Genomic DNA, 18,228 nt, shown 5'->3' with positions numbered 1-18,228 from the left:
CTCATGCCGCCACCCTTTCCTCGGCCCAGCGCCGCACATGCGGCAGATCGTCGTCCAGCCAGAAGGCGCTCTCTTCGGGGTCCTTGGAGTCGGTGACCACCAGGATCTCCTCGAACTTGGCCCCCGTGCCCCGGAATCCGAGATGCGGCTCGACCGCCCACAGGCCGGGCTGCGGCGGATGGTCGGAGAAGTGGTACGGACTCCACAGCGGCGACCAGCCGTCCCGGTGCCCGTGCAGCGCGTCGCTCATCAGCCCCTTGAGGGACTGGGTGCCGAAGCCGAACACGTGTGGGGACCAACGGCGTTCGGCAACGCGGTCGACCTTGTGGGCGATGACGCCGAAGGGATAGGCGCGATGCCTGTTGGCGTAGCCCTGCCTGATCATCAGGCGGTCGACGTCCTCGTATATCTCGCGCAGTGAACGCCGCTCGCGTACCTCGCGCAGTATCAGCTCGCGGTGGGCCTCCAGGTCGGCCAGCAGCTTGTCGTGCAGGGGGTTGAGCCCCAGACAGCCGGAGTAGCCGATGTCGGCCGTGAAGCCCTTGTACACCGGAGCCATGTCGAGGATGAAGGGCATCCCCGGCTCCAGCTTCCGGTCGGTCGGGAAGAACTGCAGGGGAATCCTGAAGCCGGCGAACGCCGTGCGGTCCCCGAACCAGGCGAAGGGGAGGTGGAACCAGTCCCGCACCCCGCGCTCACGCAGCCAGTCGCGCTGCATACGGGCCGCCTCGCGCTCGGTCACCCCCGGCCGCAGCCGACCCGCGACCGCTTCCGCGCAGGCGTAGGCGAGGCTCTGCACTTCTCTGAACCCCCGCAGATCCGGGGCCCTTTCGTCCTTCACTGCCGAAGCCATGCCACCGTCCGTTCCCTGCCGTGTGCGGTACGTGCCCGTAACGTGACACTGATGAATGTGACAATGTCCGACGGCTACGTCAAGGGGTGTGCGGAGACCTGTGGACAACTCGGCCGGACCCCCTCCCCGGCCGTGGATGTCATACCCCGTGGTGGCCCCCTACGGGTCCGTACATCTGGAGTCGGAGGCCGATCCAGCCGCCAGGGCTGACGACTGATGTGGCCCGCGCCACTACCTTCGGACTGTGACTGTGATCGCGACCGAAAGCCTGAGCAAGCGGTTCCCCCGGGTGACCGCACTTGACCGGCTCTCCCTGGACATCGGCCCCGGTGTGACCGGCCTGGTGGGTTCCAACGGAGCCGGCAAGTCCACATTGATCAAGATCCTGCTGGGTCTGTCCCCCGCCACCGAAGGCCGGGCCGCCGTGCTCGGGCTCGACGTCGCCACCAGTGGTGCCGCCATCCGGGAACGGGTCGGCTACATGCCTGAGCACGACTGCCTGCCGCCGGACGTCTCGGCCACCGAGTTCGTCGTCCACATGGCGCGGATGTCCGGGCTGCCGCCGACGGCGGCGCGTGAACGTACCGCCGACACGCTCCGGCACGTCGGCCTCTACGAGGAGCGCTACCGCCCCATCGGCGGCTACTCGACCGGCATGAAGCAGCGAGTGAAGCTGGCACAGGCGCTGGTCCACGACCCGCAGCTGGTCCTGCTCGACGAGCCGACCAACGGCCTCGACCCCGTCGGCCGCGACGAGATGCTCGGACTGATCCGCCGCGTCCACACCGACTTCGGCATCTCGGTCCTGGTGACCTCGCACCTCCTGGGCGAGCTGGAACGCACCTGCGACCATGTCGTCGTCATCGACGGCGGCACACTCCTGCGCTCCAGCTCCACCAGCGACTTCACACAGACCACTGCGACCCTCGCGGTCGAGGTCACCGACAGCGACACCCACCCGGACGGCACCGACGCGCTGCGCCAGGTCCTCAGCCGGGCCGGCGTGAAGTTCATCGGCCAGGACGGGCTCGACGCACAGGGGCTGCCCGGCGCGGGCCACATCCTGCTGGTCGAGGCGACCGGCGAGGAGACGTACGACATCGTGCGCGACAGTGTCGCCGGGCTCGGACTCGGCCTCGTACGGATGGAACAGCGGCGCCACCACATCGCCGAGGTCTTCCGTACCGACGGGGCGTCCGCGTCCGCAGCCGTGGCGCAGAACGCGTCCGCGTCCGCGGAACGCAGCACAGCAGAAGGGGAGCGGTCGTGATGAGTACCGAGACCGGGACCGTGGCCGGGAGCGAGACCTCCCGCATCCACAACATCGGGTACCGCTCCTACGACGGCCCGCGGCTGGGCCGCGGCTATGCGCGGCGCTCGCTCTACTCGCAGTCCCTGCGAGGTGCGTTCGGACTCGGCCGTTCCGCCAAGTCCAAGGTGCTGCCGATGCTGCTCTTCGGCGTGATGTGCATGATCGCGGCGATCATCGTCGCCGTCGCCATCGCCGCCCCCGGAACGACGGCCCTGCCGATCAAGTACACCTCGTTCGCCATCTATCTCCAGGCTCTGATCGGCCTCTTCCTCGCCGCACAGGCACCGCAGTCGGTCTCCAGGGACCTGCGGTTCAAGAGTGTGCCGCTGTACTTCTCGCGGCCGATCGAGCGGGTCGACTACGTCCTGGCCAAGCTGGCGGCCATGGCGTCCGCGCTCTTCATTCTCACCGGTACACCGCTCCTCATCCTCTATGCGGGCGCGCTGCTCGGGAAGTTCGACTTCGCCGACCAGACCAAGGGATTCGGACAGGGGTTGGTATCGGTGGCGCTGCTCTCGGTGCTCTTCGCCGCACTCGGCCTGGTGATGGCCGCGCTGACACCGCGCCGCGGCTTCGGCGTCGCCGCGGTGATCGCCGTACTGACCATCACCTACGGCGCGGTCTCCACGGTCCAGGCCATCGCCTGGCAGACGGGCTCCTCCGGGGCCATCGAGTGGCTGGGGCTCTTCTCCCCCATCACGCTGATCGACGGAGTGCAGACCGCGTTCCTCGGGGCCGGTTCGGCCTTCCCCGGAGGGGAAGGCCCGGGAGTCGGGGCCGGCCTGGTCTATCTGATCGTTGTTCTCGCGCTCGTCGCCGGCTCGTACGCCGTACTGATGCGCCGCTACCGGAGGGTCGGGCTGTGACCACCATCGAGATCGACCACACCTCGCGCTGGTTCGGCAATGTGGTCGCCGTCAACGACGTGAGCATGACGGTGGGCCCGGGAGTCACCGGTCTGCTCGGCCCCAACGGTGCGGGAAAGTCCACGCTGATCAACATGATGGCCGGCTTCCTCGCCCCGTCGACGGGCACGGTCACGCTGGACGGCCGGGCGATCTGGCGCAACGAAGCCGTGTACAGGCAGATCGGGATCGTGCCGGAGCGGGAGGCCATGTACGACTTCCTGACCGGCTACGAGTTCGTCGTCGCCAACGCCGAGCTCCAGGGGCTCGGCGAAGCGGAGGCGCGGAAGGCGCTGGCCACGGTCGAGATGGAGTACGCGCAGGACCGCAAGATCTCGACGTACAGCAAGGGCATGCGCCAGCGCGTGAAGATGGCGTCCGCCCTGGTCCACGAACCGTCGGTGCTGCTGCTCGACGAGCCGTTCAACGGAATGGACCCGCGCCAGCGGATGCAGCTGATGGAGCTGCTGCGGCAGATGGGGGAACAGGGCCGTACGGTGCTCTTCTCCTCCCACATCCTCGAAGAGGTCGAGCAACTCGCCTCCCACATCGAGGTGATCGTGGCGGGACGGCACGCGGCGTCCGGCGACTTCCGCAAGATCCGCCGGTTGATGACGGACCGCCCGCACCGCTATCTCGTACGTTCCAGCGACGACCGCGCCCTCGCCGCCGCGCTGATCGCCGACCCGTCGACGGCCGGCATCGAGGTGGACCTGGGCGAACAGGCCCTGCGGATCCAGGCGGTCGACTTCGGACGCTTCACCGAACTGCTGCCGAAGGTCGCGCGGGAACACGGAATTCGTCTTCTGACCGTTTCGCCGTCCGACGAGTCCCTCGAATCGGTCTTTTCCTATCTCGTAGCGGCCTGAGTAGTGGCCTGAAAGGAGCTGTGAAGCGTCATGTACGACCCCACAGTCGCCCGGCTCACCTACCGGGCCCTGCTCGGCCGGCGCCGGGCCGCCATCCTGTTCGCCCTGCCCGCACTGCTGGTGGCCATCGCCTTCGCGGTACGGGTGCTCACCGGGTCCGACGACCAGGTGGCCTCGGACGTGCTGGGCGGCTTCGCCATCGCCACGATGGTGCCGCTGATCGGAGTGATCGCCGGAACCGGGGCCATCGGTCCCGAGATCGACGACGGCTCGATCGTCTATCTGCTGGCCAAGCCGGTGAAGCGGCCGACGATCATCTTCACCAAGCTGATCGTCGCCATCGCCGTGACGATGGTCTTCTCCGCGCTCCCCACGCTGATCGCGGGCCTGATCCTCAACGGCAACGGCCAGCAGATCGCGGTGGCCTACACCATCGCGGCACTGGTCGCCTCGATCGCGTACAGCGCGCTGTTCCTGCTGCTGGGCACCGTCAGCCGGCACGCGGTCGTCTTCGGCCTCGTCTACGCGCTGGTGTGGGAGGCCCTGTTCGGCACCCTGGTGCCCGGAGCACGCACGCTCAGCGTCCAGCAGTGGTCCCTCGCGGTCGCCGAGAAGGTCGGCGGGGCGGGCGCGATCACCTCCGACGTCGGGCTGCCGACCGCGACGGTCCTGCTGGCGGCCGTCACGGTGGTGGCGACCTGGTACGCGGGCCAGAAGCTGCGCACGCTGAAGCTGGCCGGCGAGGAGTGACCGGGGGTCCGCCTCCCGGCCCGTCCTCCCGAGCGGCCCGTTCCTGACCGCTCCGGCACCCGTCAACCCTCGTCCTCCGGACGGGGGTTGACGCATTTCGAACAGTCGTACGCGTAACTGTACGGTTATCGGTTCGTTGAGCAGGGTGCGTGGAGGCAACTGGGATCTGTGGCGTCGTGGCTTTCGTGAAACAGGGATTGCCGATGCCGGCGAGGGAGTACCCGCCGGGTCGGTCATTGAGTGAGTGGCAACCGTGAGCGTCCTCCGCCCCTCCGGCCCGGGACAGGGCTGCCCGTCGTCGTTTCACGATCGGAAGGCATGCCCATGCCCACAGAAGTCGCCCTGCTCGAATCGCGCGCGCTGCGCGTGGAGCAGATGGAGCGCGTCGATGTCCTCGACAAGGTCAAGAGCCTTGTCATGCTCCCGGACGGAATTCACCTTCGCACAGAGGATGTGGCCCGGTACTTCGAAGTATCCACAGAGGTCGTCAAGAAGATCACCCAGCGGCACCGGGTCGAGGTCGAAGGGAACGGGCTCAGGCTACTGCGCGGCTCTGAACTGCGGGAATTCCATAGGGACATGTTGTCCCTATGGGGTGGTGCAGAGGGCGAAAGTTATCCACAGGCTGCCACGCGGCTCACCCTCTACACCCGCAGGACCGTCCTCAACGTCGCGATGCTTCTTCGCGACAGCGACATCGCCCGATGCGTCCGTACATATCTGCTCGACGCCGAGCAGGACCTGCGCGCGGGCTACGCCTCGCTCGAACACCGCGTCACCCGGGTGGAGAGCTGCCTGGCCGGAGTCGGCACCGCGCTCCAGGAGCTCGGCCCCGTCCTCAACCGGATGTCGCACCGGCTCGACAGCCTCGACCGGAGGCTGGACGTCACGCATCAGGTCGTCGGAGCCATGAGCGTGCGGCTGGGCCACATGTCCGAGGACATCGTCCGTATCGACGGCAGGACGGATGAACTCGCCCGCACACTGAAGGATCTGAGCCGCCGCAACACCGAACAACGCTGATCCGGCAGGAGTTCGCGGCTCTTCGGCACGGCCCGGAAAACGGGTGGCGCCGAAGAGCTGCCCCCGGCACAGTTGTCGGTGCGGCACACGCCGACAGGAACAGCACACGCCGACAGGCACGCCACAGACCGGGAGAGGAGCGCGACGATGACCAGGAGTCCGAGTCCGTCGAGTTCCCCGCAGGGCGGACCCGAGCAGGCGCCGGAGTAGTCACCGACGACTCCACCGTGCCGCGCTCGGAGCAGAACGCCCGGGGCGGCTTCTGCGCGCATCGCGCGGCCGCCCACCCGGAGGATTGGCCGAGTGGTAAGGCAGCGGCTTGCTAAGCCGTCGTCGGGGCCGTTGACCCCGCGCGCGTTCGATCCGCGCATCCTCCGCCGCAGCAGGGCCGCGCGCCGGCACGCGACCCCGTGTCCGCACTTCTACGACCGGAGCAGCTGCTCCAGCACCACGGCGATGCCGTCGTCCTCGTTGGACGCGGTGATCTCCTGGGCCACGGCCTTCAGGTCCTCGTGCGCGTTGGCCATCGCCACGCCCCGCCGCGCCCAGGCGAACATCGGGATGTCGTTCGGCATGTCGCCGAAGGCCAGGGTGTCCGCGGCCTTCATGCCCAGCCGGCGCGCGGCCAGCGAGAGCCCGGTCGCCTTGCTCAGCCCCAGCGGCAGGATCTCCACCACTCCCGGACCGGCCATGACCACGTCCACGAGATTGCCGACGGCAGCGCGCGCGGCCTTCGCCAGTGCGTCGTCGTCCAGGTCGGGATGCTGGAGGTAGACCTTGTTCAGGGGCGCGGACCACAGCTCGGCCGGGTCCTCCACGAAGACGGCCGGAAGCGGACCTTCCTGCACCCGGTAGCCGGGGCCGACCATCACCTCGCCGTCGAGCCCGTCGCGGCTCGCCGCCAGGGCCAGCGGGCCGACCTCGGCCTCGACCTTGGACAGCGCGAGACCGGCCAGCTGCCGGTCCAGCGTCAGCGAGGTCAGCAGCTTGCGCTCGCCCGCGTGGTAGACCTGCGCGCCCTGGCCGCAGACGGCGAGCCCCTCGTAGCCGAGGTCGTCCAGGATGTGGCGGGTCCAGGGGACCGACCGGCCGGTGACGACGATGTGCGCGGCACCGGCCGCGGTGACCGCGGCCAGTGCCTCACGGGTGCGCTCGGAGACCGTGTCGTCGCCACGCAGCAGTGTGCCGTCGAGATCGGTCGCGACGAGCCTGTACGGAAAGGTCACTTGGCGACCGGCTCCAGAACCTCGCGCCCGCCCAGGTACGGCCGGAGCACCTCGGGCACCCGCACCGAACCGTCGGCCAGCTGGTGGTTCTCCAGAATCGCCACGATCGTGCGCGGTACGGCGCAGAGCGTGCCGTTCAGCGTGGACAGCGGCTGGAGGACCTTCTTGCCGTCGCGGGTGTCACGCATCCGGACGGACAGGCGGCGGGCCTGGAATCCGTTGCAGTTCGACGCCGACGTCAGCTCGCGGTACTTGCCCTGCGTCGGGATCCACGCCTCGCAGTCGAACTTCCGGGAGGCCGATGCGCCCAGGTCGCCGGTGGCGACATCGATCACCTGGAACGGCAGCTCAAGAGCGGTGAGCCACTGCTTCTCCCAGTCGAGGAGCCTGCGGTGCTCCGCCTCGGCGTCCGCCGGGTCGACGTACGAGAACATCTCGACCTTGTCGAACTGGTGCACCCGGAAGATGCCCCGGGTGTCCTTGCCGTACGTGCCGGCCTCGCGGCGGTAGCAGGGCGAGAAGCCCGCATAGCGCAGCGGCAGCTTCTCGGCGTCGATGATCTCGTCCATGTGGTACGCGGCGAGCGGGACCTCGGAGGTGCCGACCAGGTAGTAGTCGTCCTTCTCCAGGTGGTACACGTTCTCCGCGGCCTGGCCGAGGAATCCGGTGCCCTCCATGGCACGCGGGCGGACCAGCGCCGGCGTCAGCATCGGGACGAAGCCGGCCTCGGTGGCCTGTGCGATCGCCGCGTTGACCAGGGCCAGCTCCAGCAGCGCGCCGACGCCCGTCAGGTAGTAGAAGCGCGAGCCGGAGACCTTGGCGCCGCGCTCCATGTCGATGGCGCCGAGCTTCTCGCCGAGCTCCAGGTGGTCCTTGGGCTCGAAGCCCTCGGCCCCGAAGTCACGGATCGTGCCGTGCGTCTCCAGGACGACGAAGTCCTCCTCGCCGCCGACCGGCACGTCCTCGTGGACGATGTTGCCGATCCGGAGCATCAGGCTCTTGGCCTCGGCGTCGGCCTCGTCCTGTGCGGCGTCGGCGGCCTTGACGTCGGCCTTCAGCTGCTCGGCCCGCTTGAGCAGCTCGGCGCGCTCGTCGGGCGAGGCCTTGGGGATGAGTTTGCCGAGCGATTTCTGCTCGGAGCGGAGTTCGTCGAAGCGGACACCGGACGACCTGCGCCGCTCGTCGGCGGAGAGAAGGGCGTCGACGAGCTCGACGTCCTCTCCACGGGCGCGCTGGGAGGCGCGAACACGGTCGGGGTCCTCACGGAGCAGGCGAAGGTCAATCACCCCTCCAGGCTACCGGTGTGCACTTACTCCGCTCGAACCGATATTGCCGAGCGTGTCACTTTGCCCTAATTGCCTGAATTGGCAATGCTGAGGGAGATTGTGCGGCCGGGGTGGATCCCGATCGTCAATAAAAAGAGCCTACTCGCCTAAATGGGGCAGATGGCTTCACTCGTCTTGACGTATCCCCCTTGCTCCGGGCGGCAGTTGATCGTTACTTGTCCACAGGCCCCTGGGCTTCCGAAACTTATCCACAGGCTGTGAGGAAGTTCTGTGGATGCCGGAAGAGGTCATTCCGAAAGCCGCCCGATGGCTCGCGGATTTCCCGTTCAAACCCGCTTCAGACGCTCGTTCGGGTGGGAATTTACCGTCCTAAAGAGTTGATCAATGGAATTGGGGTGAGACGGGGTGGCCCGGGTGGCCTGCCGGCCTGTGGATGCATCTGGGCCGACTGGACCAATATGTCGACCATGTCGCACGAGGGTGTCGACTTGTCCCCAGGTCGAGAACCGCACCTGTGGATAACTCTGTGGATACCGAAGATCGGGAGATAGGACCAGCGACGAGGGCGTGCCGAGACCAGAAACTCCCGGCGGGCCCGGCTCCTGACCGACTCCGTCGGCCTCCGGCGGGCCCGGTCTCCCCGGCTCCGTCCGTCAGCCCCGGCCGTCCAGGTTCCTGGCCAGCCAGTCGGAGGCCTCCGTGAACTCCGTGTCCGACGTCCCCGCGCGCAGCGGCCGTACGTCCTGCAACGCCACCCCTGCCCGCGGGTACGAACCCAGGAACCGCACCTTCGGGCAGATCCGCTTCAGCCCCATCAACGCCTCGCCGACCCGGCGGTCCGCGATGTGCCCCTCGGCGTCCACCGCGAAGCAATAGTTCCCAATGCCGGCTCCCGTCGGCCGCGACTGGATCAGCATCAGGTTCACCCCGCGCACGGCGAACTCCTGGAGCAGTTCGAGCAGCGCACCGGGGTGGTCCTCGCCCAGCCAGATCACCACCGAGGTCTTGTCCGCGCCCGTCGGCGCCGCGGGCCGGGCCGGGCGTCCCACCAGGACGAAGCGGGTCTGCGCGTTCACCGCGTCGTGGATCTCGGTCACCAGCGGTTCGAGGCCGTAGGTCGCCGCCGCGAACTCGCCGGCGAAGGCGGCGTCGTACCGGCCCTCCTGCACCAGCCGGGCCCCGTCCGCGTTGGAGGCCGCCGACTCCCACACGGCGTCCGGGAGATGGGCGGCCATCCAGTTGCGCACCTGCGGCTGTGCGGCCGGGTGCGCGGTGACCGACTTGATGTCGGACAGCTTCGTGCCGGGCCGCACCAGCAGCGCGAAGGTGATGGAGAGCAGCACCTCGCGGTAGATCATCAGCGGTTCGCCGGTGGTCAGCTCGTCGAGCGTCGCGGTGATGCCGCCCTCGACGGAGTTCTCGATCGGTACGAGGGCCGCCGCGGCGGCCCCGCTCCGTACCGCGTCCAGAGCCGCCGGTACGGAGACCATCGGGACGAGTTCGCGGGTGGCGGCTTCCGGGAGCGTACGGAGGGCGACCTCGGTGAAGGTGCCTTCGGGGCCGAGATATGCGTAGCGCGTGGCGGACATACCGTCACCCTAATGCGCCCCGGTGGCTCAGGACTCCAGTAGCCGCTGCCCCACGTACTCGCCGTCCGCCGCACCGCCCGGTACCGCGAACAGGCCGCTCGCCTCGTGCCGGATGAACGGCGACAGGGCGTCGCCCCGGTCCAGCTTGCGCTGCACCGGAACGAACCCGCGCAGCGGATCCGCCTGCCAGCAGATGAACAGCAGACCGGCGTCCGGGATGCCGTCCGCCGAGATGCCGTCGTGGTACGAGAAGGGGCGCCGCAGCATGGCCGCACCACTGTTCTTCTCGGGGGACGAGATCCGGGCGTGGGCGTTGTCCGGGATCAGGAGCTTGCCGTCGGAGCCCGCCCGGTCGAGGTCCATCGCGGTGGTCTCGGTGCCGCCGCTCAGCGGAGCGCCGTCCTTCTTCCGGCGCCCTATGACCTGCTCCTGCCGTGACACCGGGAGCTTCTCCCAGTCGTCGAGCAGCATCCTGATCCGGCGCACGACCGCGTACGAGCCGCCCGCGAGCCAGTCGTACGCCGCCTCGGTTCCGCCCGGGACGAAGACGCGGCGCTCGAAGTCGCTCTCGGCCGGCTTCGGGTTGTTGGTGCCGTCGACCTGGCCCATCAGATTGCGGGCGGTCATCGGCTGGGCCGTGGCGCCGGGGGCGCGGTTGAAGCCGTTCATCTGCCAGCGGACCCTGGCCGCCGGGGCGGCCTCCTTCTGCACGGCACGCAGTGCGTGGAAGGCGACAAGGGCGTCGTCCGCGCCGATCTGGACCCAGAGGTCACCGTTGGAGCGCTCCGCGTCGAGGCGGTCGGAGGAGAAGGGCGGCAGCGGGTCGAGCCCCGGCGGGCGGCGGTCGGTCAGGCCCGTGCGTGCGAAGAAGGTCCGGCCGAAGCCGAAGGTGACGGTCAGCGAGGACGGTCCGGCGTCCAGCGCGATCCCGGTGTCGTGGTCCGGTCCGTCCGCCGCGCCGCTCCCGGCGGGCTCGCCGGCCATCAGGTGCTCGGCCGTGGCCGACCACCGGCGCATCAGGGCGATGGCCTCCTTGCGTCCGGCACCGGGCACCAGGTCGAAGGCGACGAGATGGCCGCGTGCCTGAAGCGGAGTGGTGATCCCCGGTTGATGTTTCCCGTGAAACATCACCCGGGTGGAGCCGACCGCGGTCAGCGCGGCGGGCTCGGCGGGCCGGGTCGCGGCGAAGCCGGTGGCGCCGCCCGCCGCGCCCAGCATCAGCCCGGTCGCACCGGCCGCGCCCGCGCTGCCGATCAGCCGGCGCCGGGAGATGCCCGCGTTGCCGCGGACACCGTCGTCCCCGCTGCCGGATGCTTTCCTGTCGTTGTCTGCGCTCACGATCCTGCTCAACCGATCTTCACGTTCTTGTCGATGGTCGTCTGATCGATGTCCGACGTACGTACGGTCACGGCGACCTTCCAGTTGCCCGCCATCGGGATCTGGACGCCCTCGGCGGTCCAGTGGCCCTCGGTCAGCCGGGCGGGGAGCACGGGCAGCGGGCCGATGTCCTTGGACTCCAGGGTGAAGGCGACCTTCACCTCGGGGACGTCCATGGCCTTTCCGTCGGCACCGTCGATCCAGATATGGAGTTCGTTGGCTCCGGGACGGGCGGGGGTGATCTCCATCCGCACCGTTCCCCTGCCCTTCTCGCCGCCCGTGTCGAAGGGCAGCTTCAGGCTGACCGGGCCTTCGTTCGCGGGGGCGGCCACCGCCGTGGACGCGCGGGCCGCTTCTTCCTCGGTACGCGCCGGCTCGGTCGAGGTCAGTACGGTCGTCACCGCCAGCAGCGCCACGGCGACGCCCACTTCGGCCAGCACCGACCGGCGCAGCCCGGACCGGTCGGGGTCGGCATCGCGGATCCGCTTCTTCTCGGCGGTGGCCACGGCGGCCCGCTGCCGGGCGAGTTGGGCCGCCCGCGCGGGGTCGTCCTCGGCCTTCTCCGGCGCCTGTGCAGAAGACCGCTTTCCGTCCTCGTCCTCGTTCCCGGACTCCGCTGCCGCGCTGCCCCCGCCCGTGACCAGGCGAGCCGTCCAGCGCCGCGAGAACCAGGCGATCACGATCAGGACGGCGACCAGCCCCACCTTCACGAGCAGCAGCTGCCCGTATCCGGTGCCGGTGAGCGCGGACCAGGTGCCGACCTGGCGCCAGGACTGGTAGATGCCGGTCGCGGCGAGCACGATCACGCTGCCGAACGCGATGCCGGAGAAGCGCCGTACCGCCGTCGCATCGATGTCGGGGGTCCGGTAGAGCGCGACCAGCAGGGCCGTGAGACCACCGAGCCAGGCGGCGACGGCCAGCAGGTGGAGCACGTCGACCGGCATGGCGATGCCGGGCTGGATTCCGGTCGAGGCGTGCTCGGCGAGCGCCCATGTCCCGGCGATCCCGGCCGCGATCACCGTGCCGCCGATGGCCAGTCCGAAGGTGAGGTCCCTCTTCTCGCGCTCGTCCTCGCGCTTGGCGTAGGCCCCGAAGAGCACGGCGACGAAGAGCGCGGAGGCGCCGAGCAGCAGCAGCCGGGAGACCAGTGCGGCGCCGGGCTTGGTGTCGAGCACGGCCTTCAGCCCGTCGAGGTCGAAGGCGTCCGCGAGCTTCCCGGATCCGGTGTACGGGTTGCGCAGGAGCAGCATGGCCAGGGTGGCGACGGTGAGGGTCATCCAGCCGCGTGCCACCAGGCGCTGGAGCGGACGGGCTCCGGCACCGCGCTGCCAGCAGGCCAGTACGAAGGCGGAGCCGCCCGCCAGCAGGATGAAACCGGCGTACGCGGCGTAGCGCGCGATGTCGTACAGCGTGCCGACGAGGCCGCCACCGGCCTGCTCCGCCGGGAGCGCCACGGCGGTCTTCGAGGGTGCTCCGACGGAGAAGGTGAAGGCGCCGGACACGGGGTGGCTGTCCGCCGAGACGGCCTGCCAGGCGACGGTGTACGTCCCGTCGGGCAGGCCGGAGTGCAGCGATACGCCGTACTTCACCGTGGAGCCGCTCTGCAGATCACGTGGTGCGGCGCCGGTGTCGGCGCGTTTGCCGGCGGGGTCCAGGATCCGGATGGAGTCGTCGCCGAGGGCGACCTGCTCGGAGAAGGTGAGCGTGACCTCCTTGGGGGCGGTGGCGACCACCGCCCCGTCCTGCGGATCGCTCCCGGTCAGTGCGGCATGCGCGGACGCGGGGCCCGCGCCTCCCAGCAACACGCCGAACACCAGGCCGACGAGGACGGCGAGGAGCGCGGCCGCGGCGAGTGGACGGCGTGTCGTGGGAGGGGACGGGGGCGGTCCGAAGTGCGGGGCGGTGGCTGTCATGACGAGTCAGTCCCTCACTGCTTCTTCGGGTTGTAGGTGGTCTCCTTCACGGGAAGGTCGACCTTTATCGGGTCGGCCTTCTCGAAGTGCAGTTCCACGGACACCTTCTCGCCCTGCTCGGGCCGCTGCTTGAGTTTCATGAACATGATGTGGCTACCGCCGCGCTGCAGATCCAGCTCGCCGCCCGCGGGTATGTCGAAGGACGTCACCATGCGCATGGTCTGGTTCTTCGTCTCGTGGATCGTGACGTCGTCGGAGAGCGTGCTGGTGACGGAGGTGAGCCGGTCGGACGCCCCGCCGCTGTTCTTCACGACGAGGAATCCGGCCGCCATGTCGCTGACGGGCTGCGGCATGAACGCGCCGGTCACCTTCAGCTCAGGCTTGCTGTCCGAGGACGAGCAACCTGCCAGCGTCAGCCCCGCGGTGAGGGCGACGACACCGGCGAGGGCGGTGCGGCGGTTCACGGGTTCTCCCCCTTGAGGATCTTGGGGAGGTCCTTGGTGTAGTCGTCGGGGGAGGTGTCCTCGCTGTAGACGAGGTAGCCCTTGTCGGTCTTCGGGGAGAACGCGATGACCTGGGACCCGTGCATCGAGACGACCGTGCCGTCCTTCTCCTTCTTCGGAGCGTCGATGCCGATGCCGATCTGGCGTGCGCCCGCCTGGATGGTGGGGAAGTCGCCGGTGAGGCCTATGAAGGAGGCGTCCTGGGACTTGAGCCAGCTGCCGAGCGAGGACGGGGTGTCCCGCTCGGGGTCGGTGGTCACGAAGACGACCTGGAGCTTGTCCTGGTCGGCCTTGGGCAGCGACTTCTTGGCGATGGCGATGTTGCTCATGATGAGCGGACAGACATCGGGGCAGTTGGTGTAGCCGAAGTAGATCAGGGTCGGCTTGCCCTTGGTCTGCTCCCGGAGGTCGTACTTCTTGCCGTGAGTGTCGGTGAGGACGAGAGCAGGCTTGGTGAACGGCTGGTCCAGGACGGTCGCCGCCTTGGTCTTCGCCTCGACCGAAACGTCGGCGATGGGCTTCTTGGCGCTGTCGTCGCTGCTGCCGCAGGCGGACAGGGTGAGCGCGGCCGCGGCGACGAACGCCGCGGCCAGCACCGTTTTCTTAGGCATGGAGCACTGGTTCCTGAGGGTCGGTGGGACGGGTGGAGCTGTGGTTCACGCGGTGCGGCGGCGGCCGGCGAGAACGCCGAAGGCCACCCCGGCCACGCCGATGACGATGCCGACGATGCCGAGGACGCGGGCCGTGGTGTCGCTGGAGGACGCGTCCGAGGCGGCTGTCGTCTGCTTGTCCGCCGCCTCGGCGCCGGCGCCCTTGGCGTCGGCGGCCGAGCCGTGCTCGCCGGTGGCCGGCGCGGTCAGTGCGAGGACGGGCGCCGGGCTCTCGGGCTCGTCGGCGCCGGCTTTCTGCTCCTCGATCCAGCGGACGACTTCCTTGTTGTCGTACGTCTGGATGGCCTTGAACACCAACTGGTCGGCGTCCTCGGGGAGCTGGCCGATGGAGAGCGGGAACTGCTGGAAGTCACCGGGGCGGATGCCGCGCGCGTCCTTGTCGCCGGTGGCGGTCCAGGTGACCTTGGAGACGGCCTCGTTGATCTTCTGGCCGTGCATCTCCATCGGCTTGGCGAGCTTGCTCTTGGTGACCTCGATGTCCCAGCCGGGTACGGCCTGCGGCATGACGGAGGCCAGCGGGTGGTCGGTCGGGAAGCTGACTTCGAGCTTGGTCGTCGAGGCGTCGTCGCGCTCGTTGGGGACCTTGAAGTTGACGGTGGCGTAACCGCCCTTGGCGGCCTCGCCCTGCGGCTGCACGCTGACGTGTGCGGAGGCCGTACCGGCGAGGAGCAGGACGGTGGACGCGGCGAGGCCGCCGGCGAGGGCGATGCGGGAAACGTTCATGACAGGGATCACTCCACGAAGCACGAAGGAAAGGTGGTCCGGCGCGCGGGTGCGCGCCGGCATCACGACACCTCTTCCCCCCGAACGGCGTGCATGTGCCGACCGGGCAGCGCACGGAGTGGTCCGTACACCGGGTGGAGGGTGTCGCGTCAGGCCGCGAGCGCGTACGCGGATGGCGGACCGCGCCTGATCACCTGGTGCTGCAGGGGGTCCCCGGTGGCGGGGGGCGGGGCGTCGACCGCCGTACGGAGGGTGAGCGGCCCGGTCGTCGGGTTGCCGGGAAGCCCGGCGCGCAGGGCGGTGACGAGAGCGAGCGCCGCGCGCAGCGCGCGCAGCCGGGCCCCGGCCGCGATCTGCTGGGCGCCGTGCGCGGACAGCCGGACCAGCCGGAACAGGGCGATCTCGCCGCGCCGCAGCAGCCAGCCGGTGGCCGCCGCGGCCAGCAGGTGGCCGAGCAGCATGGGCAGGTCGGGCAGCAGGGCGGCGAGAGCGGCCGGATCCGTGCCGGACGCGGCGGCCACGTGGTGGTCGCCGGCCGTCACCGACGCCGGGTCGATGCCCGCGGTGGTGACGATGCGGTGTGCCTCGGCGGCGCTCAGCTGCGCCGGTCCGGCCCCGCACACGAGGCTCGCCGCGAACCGGATCAGCGAGTCGTCGCCCGTCGCGGTGTTCACCGGGGTGCCGTGCGTGCCCATGCCGAACAGGGCGTGCAGGGCGATCTGTCCGCCGGCCAGCGCGGCGGCGATGGACGGCAGCGAACGCTCGCGTCCGGCGAACGGTGCCACCGCCGCGAACGTCCCCAGGAATCCCGCGAGCAGGGTCCACCAGGGGACGGCCGCGCAGGAAGCCAGGGAGTGACCTGCCGCGGACAGCGCGACGCAGACCGCGGTGAACACCGCGGCCCTCAGGAGCCGCAGACCGGCTCCGGCGCGTGCGACAGGCATAGACATGGCGGGGCCATCATCGCACCGAGTCCCCGGGCCCGGTACGGCAGGTCCGGAAGGTCGCCATTCGTCCGGCGGGGCCGGCCGGGCGGACATACACGGGTGTACGGAGAGCTGGTATCCGCCGAATGAGCGGTCTCACATCCGGTCTGTGCTTACTCGTGGCGCCGGGCGGCAATAGGTATCGGTATGTCGAGCCGCGGCCAGGAGGCTGGAGCATGAGCATCTGGTGGTCCCTCCATCTGCGGCGCGAGGCTGCGAGCGTTCCGCTGGCCCGCCGCTTTCTGCTGGGCACCATGGAGACCGCGGGCGTGGACCCGGACATCTCCTTCGATCTGTCGGTCGCGCTCAGCGAGGCCTGCGCGAACGCCGTCGAGCACGGCGGTGATCACAGGGCCGGGGACGACTGGGCCGACCAGGGTGTTCCGCAGGACCCGTGGGACGTGTGGGACGAGCTGCCCGGGGCCGCCTCCGGGCAGTACCGGGTCACCGCCTACCTGGACGGCGAGAAGTGCCGCATCGAGGTCGCCGACTCGGGCCCCGGCTTTCCCGCCCGGGGCCCCCTTCGCGCCGCGGCGCGGCAGCACGGACCCCAGCAGTACCCGCCGCTCACGGCCGAGGACGGGCGGGGGCTGTGTCTGATCGAGCAGCTCGCCGACCATGTGCACTTCGGCAACCGCCCCGGCAGCGGTGCCGTCGTCAGCTTCGACAAGGTCCTGAAATGGCGGAAGGACGCCCTGCTCATGGTGTCCTGAGCAGGGCGCCCTCCGGCGCGTTCCGGATCAGCCCTTGAGCCGGGCCATCCACTCCTCGACCTCGTCGGCCCGACGCGGCAGCTTGTCGGAGAGGTTCCGGTTGCCGTCCTCGGTGACGAGGATGTCGTCCTCGATCCGGACGCCGATGCCCCGGTACTCCTCGGGCACGGTCAGGTCGTCGGTCTGGAAGTACAGACCGGGCTCGACCGTGAGGCAGACACCGGGCTCCAGCGTTCCGTTGACGTACGTCTCGGTGCGCGCGGCGGCGCAGTCGTGGACGTCCATGCCGAGCATGTGACCGGTGCCGTGCAGGGTCCAGCGGCGCTGGAGCCCCAGCTCCAGGACCTTGTCCACGGACAGGTCGCCCAGCAGGCCCCACTCGACGAGCTTCTCGGTGAGCACCCGCTGCGCGGCGTCGTGGAAGTCGCGGTAGTCGGCACCGGGCCTGACGGCGGCGATGCCCGCCTCCTGGGCCTCGTACACGGCGTCGTAGATCTTCCGCTGGAGCGGCGTGAACGTGCCGTTGATCGGAAGGGTGCGGGTCACGTCGGCGGTGTAGAGGTCGTTGGTCTCCACGCCGGCGTCGAGCAGCAGCAGCTCGCCGGAGCGGACCGGGCCGTCGTTGCGCACCCAGTGCAGGGTGGTGGCGTGCGGGCCGGCCGCGCAGATCGAGCCGTAGCCGATGTCGTTGCCCTCGATGCGGGCGCGGAGGAAGAAGGTGCCCTCGATGTAGCGCTCGCTCGTCGCCTCGGCCCTGTCGAGGACCTTCACGACGTCCTCGAAGCCGCGCGCGGTGGCGTCGCAGGCCTTCTCCAGCTCGGAGATCTCGAAGGCGTCCTTGACCAGGCGGGCCTCGGAGAGGAAGACGCGCAGCTCCTCGTCGCGCTCCGCGGTGACCTTGTCGGTCAGCGCGGCCTCGATGCCGGCGTCGTGGCCGCGGACGTTGCGGACCGGGCCGGTGGCCTCGGTCAGCGCGGCGGGGAGCTCGCGCACGTCCTTCGCCGGGATGCCCAGCAGCTGCTCGGCCTCGGCGAGGGAGTGGCGGCGGCCGACCCACAGCTCGCCCTGGCCGTCGAGCCAGAACTCGCCGTTCTCGCGGTTGGAGCGCGGCAGCAGGTGGATGGTCGCCTCGTGACCGTCCTCGGTCGGCTCCAGGACGAGGACGCCGTCCTGGGTCTGGTCGCCGGTGAGGTACGCGTACTCGGTGGAGGCGCGGAAGGCGTACTCGGTGTCATTGGAGCGGGTCTTCAGGTTGCCCGCGGGGACGACCAGCCGTTCGCCGGGAAAGCGCGCGGAGAGCGCGGCGCGGCGGGCGGCCGTGTGTGCGGCCTGGGCGATCGGTTCGAGGCCGTGCAGCTCGGTATCGGCCCAACCGGACTTCATGTTCGCGGCGAGTTCATCGGAGACGCCCGGGTACAGGCCGTTCTTCCGCTGCTTGACCGTTTCTTCTTCCTCGGTCTCCGGGTTCTCCGGGGTGAGCTCCTCAGCCACGATTTGTCTCCTTGATACGACACTGGACCCCGTCCATC

16 protein-coding genes, 1 tRNA gene and 1 pseudogene are annotated in these 18,228 nt (G+C 69.7%); 7 read left to right on the top strand and 11 right to left on the bottom strand.

The features are described 5' to 3' along the window. Position 1 precedes the first annotated feature (1 nt). On the bottom strand, positions 2-853 hold the full coding sequence (locus tag ACWCPY_RS30010) for a M24 family metallopeptidase (RefSeq protein WP_451270155.1): 852 nt from the start codon (positions 851-853) through the stop codon (positions 2-4). Between the two features lie 289 nt (positions 854-1,142). Between ACWCPY_RS30010 and ACWCPY_RS30005 the strand changes: the two are divergent. The 6 genes and pseudogenes from ACWCPY_RS30005 to ACWCPY_RS29980 all read left to right on the top strand — a co-directional run. Continuing rightward, positions 1,143-2,130, top strand: a pseudogene (locus ACWCPY_RS30005) (ABC transporter ATP-binding protein); the annotation flags it as partial. Further along, positions 2,123-3,031, top strand: coding sequence for an ABC transporter permease (locus ACWCPY_RS30000; protein ID WP_451270153.1), 909 nt, complete (start codon positions 2,123-2,125; stop codon positions 3,029-3,031). The pseudogene ACWCPY_RS30005 and the gene ACWCPY_RS30000, both read left to right, overlap by 8 nt. Beyond that, a complete protein-coding gene (locus ACWCPY_RS29995; protein ID WP_451270234.1) occupies positions 3,028-3,939 on the top strand; it encodes an ABC transporter ATP-binding protein in 912 nt (303 codons plus the stop codon). Before ACWCPY_RS30000 ends, ACWCPY_RS29995 begins: the two co-directional genes overlap by 4 nt. 30 nt (positions 3,940-3,969) lie before the next feature. Then, entirely contained in the window at positions 3,970-4,689 is a 720-nt protein-coding gene (locus ACWCPY_RS29990) for an ABC transporter permease (protein ID WP_451270151.1), read from the top strand. A 324-nt stretch (positions 4,690-5,013) separates the two neighbouring features. Beyond that, the gene (locus ACWCPY_RS29985) at positions 5,014-5,712 is read left to right on the top strand and encodes a hypothetical protein (RefSeq protein WP_451270232.1); all 699 of its coding nucleotides are present in this window, start codon (positions 5,014-5,016) and stop codon (positions 5,710-5,712) included. A gap of 289 nt (positions 5,713-6,001) precedes the next feature. Further along, a tRNA-Ser gene (locus tag ACWCPY_RS29980) sits at positions 6,002-6,089 on the top strand. A 45-nt stretch (positions 6,090-6,134) separates the two neighbouring features. Here the strand turns inward: ACWCPY_RS29980 and ACWCPY_RS29975 are convergent. The 9 genes from ACWCPY_RS29975 to ACWCPY_RS29935 form a co-directional block, all read right to left on the bottom strand. Further along, positions 6,135-6,938 carry an HAD family hydrolase gene (locus tag ACWCPY_RS29975; RefSeq protein WP_451270149.1) on the bottom strand — a complete coding sequence of 268 codons (804 nt, stop codon included), beginning with the start codon at positions 6,936-6,938 and terminating at the stop codon, positions 6,135-6,137. Continuing rightward, positions 6,935-8,224, bottom strand: a complete 1,290-nt coding sequence (gene serS / locus ACWCPY_RS29970; RefSeq protein WP_451270147.1) for a serine--tRNA ligase — start codon at positions 8,222-8,224, stop codon at positions 6,935-6,937. Before serS ends, ACWCPY_RS29975 begins: the two co-directional genes overlap by 4 nt. Before the next feature lie 653 nt (positions 8,225-8,877). Beyond that, complete coding sequence (gene pheA, locus ACWCPY_RS29965; protein WP_362441482.1) at positions 8,878-9,813, bottom strand: prephenate dehydratase; 936 nt, start codon at positions 9,811-9,813, stop codon at positions 8,878-8,880. 27 nt (positions 9,814-9,840) lie between these two features. After that, the gene (efeB, locus tag ACWCPY_RS29960) at positions 9,841-11,151 is read right to left on the bottom strand and encodes an iron uptake transporter deferrochelatase/peroxidase subunit (protein ID WP_451270145.1); all 1,311 of its coding nucleotides are present in this window, start codon (positions 11,149-11,151) and stop codon (positions 9,841-9,843) included. 8 nt (positions 11,152-11,159) lie between these two features. Further along, positions 11,160-13,103, bottom strand: a complete 1,944-nt coding sequence (locus ACWCPY_RS29955) for a copper resistance CopC/CopD family protein (protein WP_451270143.1) — start codon at positions 13,101-13,103, stop codon at positions 11,160-11,162. 14 nt (positions 13,104-13,117) lie between these two features. Further along, the gene (locus tag ACWCPY_RS29950) at positions 13,118-13,567 is read right to left on the bottom strand and encodes a copper chaperone PCu(A)C (RefSeq protein ID WP_451270141.1); all 450 of its coding nucleotides are present in this window, start codon (positions 13,565-13,567) and stop codon (positions 13,118-13,120) included. Then, positions 13,564-14,217 carry an SCO family protein gene (locus ACWCPY_RS29945; protein ID WP_451270139.1) on the bottom strand — a complete coding sequence of 218 codons (654 nt, stop codon included), beginning with the start codon at positions 14,215-14,217 and terminating at the stop codon, positions 13,564-13,566. The genes ACWCPY_RS29950 and ACWCPY_RS29945 overlap by 4 nt, the downstream gene beginning before the upstream one ends. A 45-nt stretch (positions 14,218-14,262) precedes the next feature. Beyond that, positions 14,263-15,000, bottom strand: coding sequence for a YcnI family copper-binding membrane protein (locus ACWCPY_RS29940; protein ID WP_451270137.1), 738 nt, complete (start codon positions 14,998-15,000; stop codon positions 14,263-14,265). A gap of 149 nt (positions 15,001-15,149) precedes the next feature. Continuing rightward, a complete protein-coding gene (locus tag ACWCPY_RS29935; protein WP_451270135.1) occupies positions 15,150-15,950 on the bottom strand; it encodes a hypothetical protein in 801 nt (266 codons plus the stop codon). A 212-nt stretch (positions 15,951-16,162) separates the two neighbouring features. Between ACWCPY_RS29935 and ACWCPY_RS29930 the strand changes: the two genes are divergently transcribed. Next, positions 16,163-16,699: an ATP-binding protein gene (locus ACWCPY_RS29930; protein WP_451270133.1), complete on the top strand. Its 537-nt coding sequence runs from the start codon at positions 16,163-16,165 to the stop codon at positions 16,697-16,699. Positions 16,700-16,726: 27 nt separating this feature from the next. Here the strand turns inward: ACWCPY_RS29930 and ACWCPY_RS29925 are convergent, their stop codons facing one another. Then, positions 16,727-18,190: an aminopeptidase P family protein gene (locus tag ACWCPY_RS29925; protein WP_451270131.1), complete on the bottom strand. Its 1,464-nt coding sequence runs from the start codon at positions 18,188-18,190 to the stop codon at positions 16,727-16,729. Between the last annotated feature and the right edge of the window lie 38 nt (positions 18,191-18,228).

Source organism: Streptomyces sp. NPDC002403 (assembly GCF_053593015.1).
The sequence above is the reverse complement of the archived record's forward strand: the minus strand, read 5'-3'. Positions and strand labels throughout refer to the sequence as shown.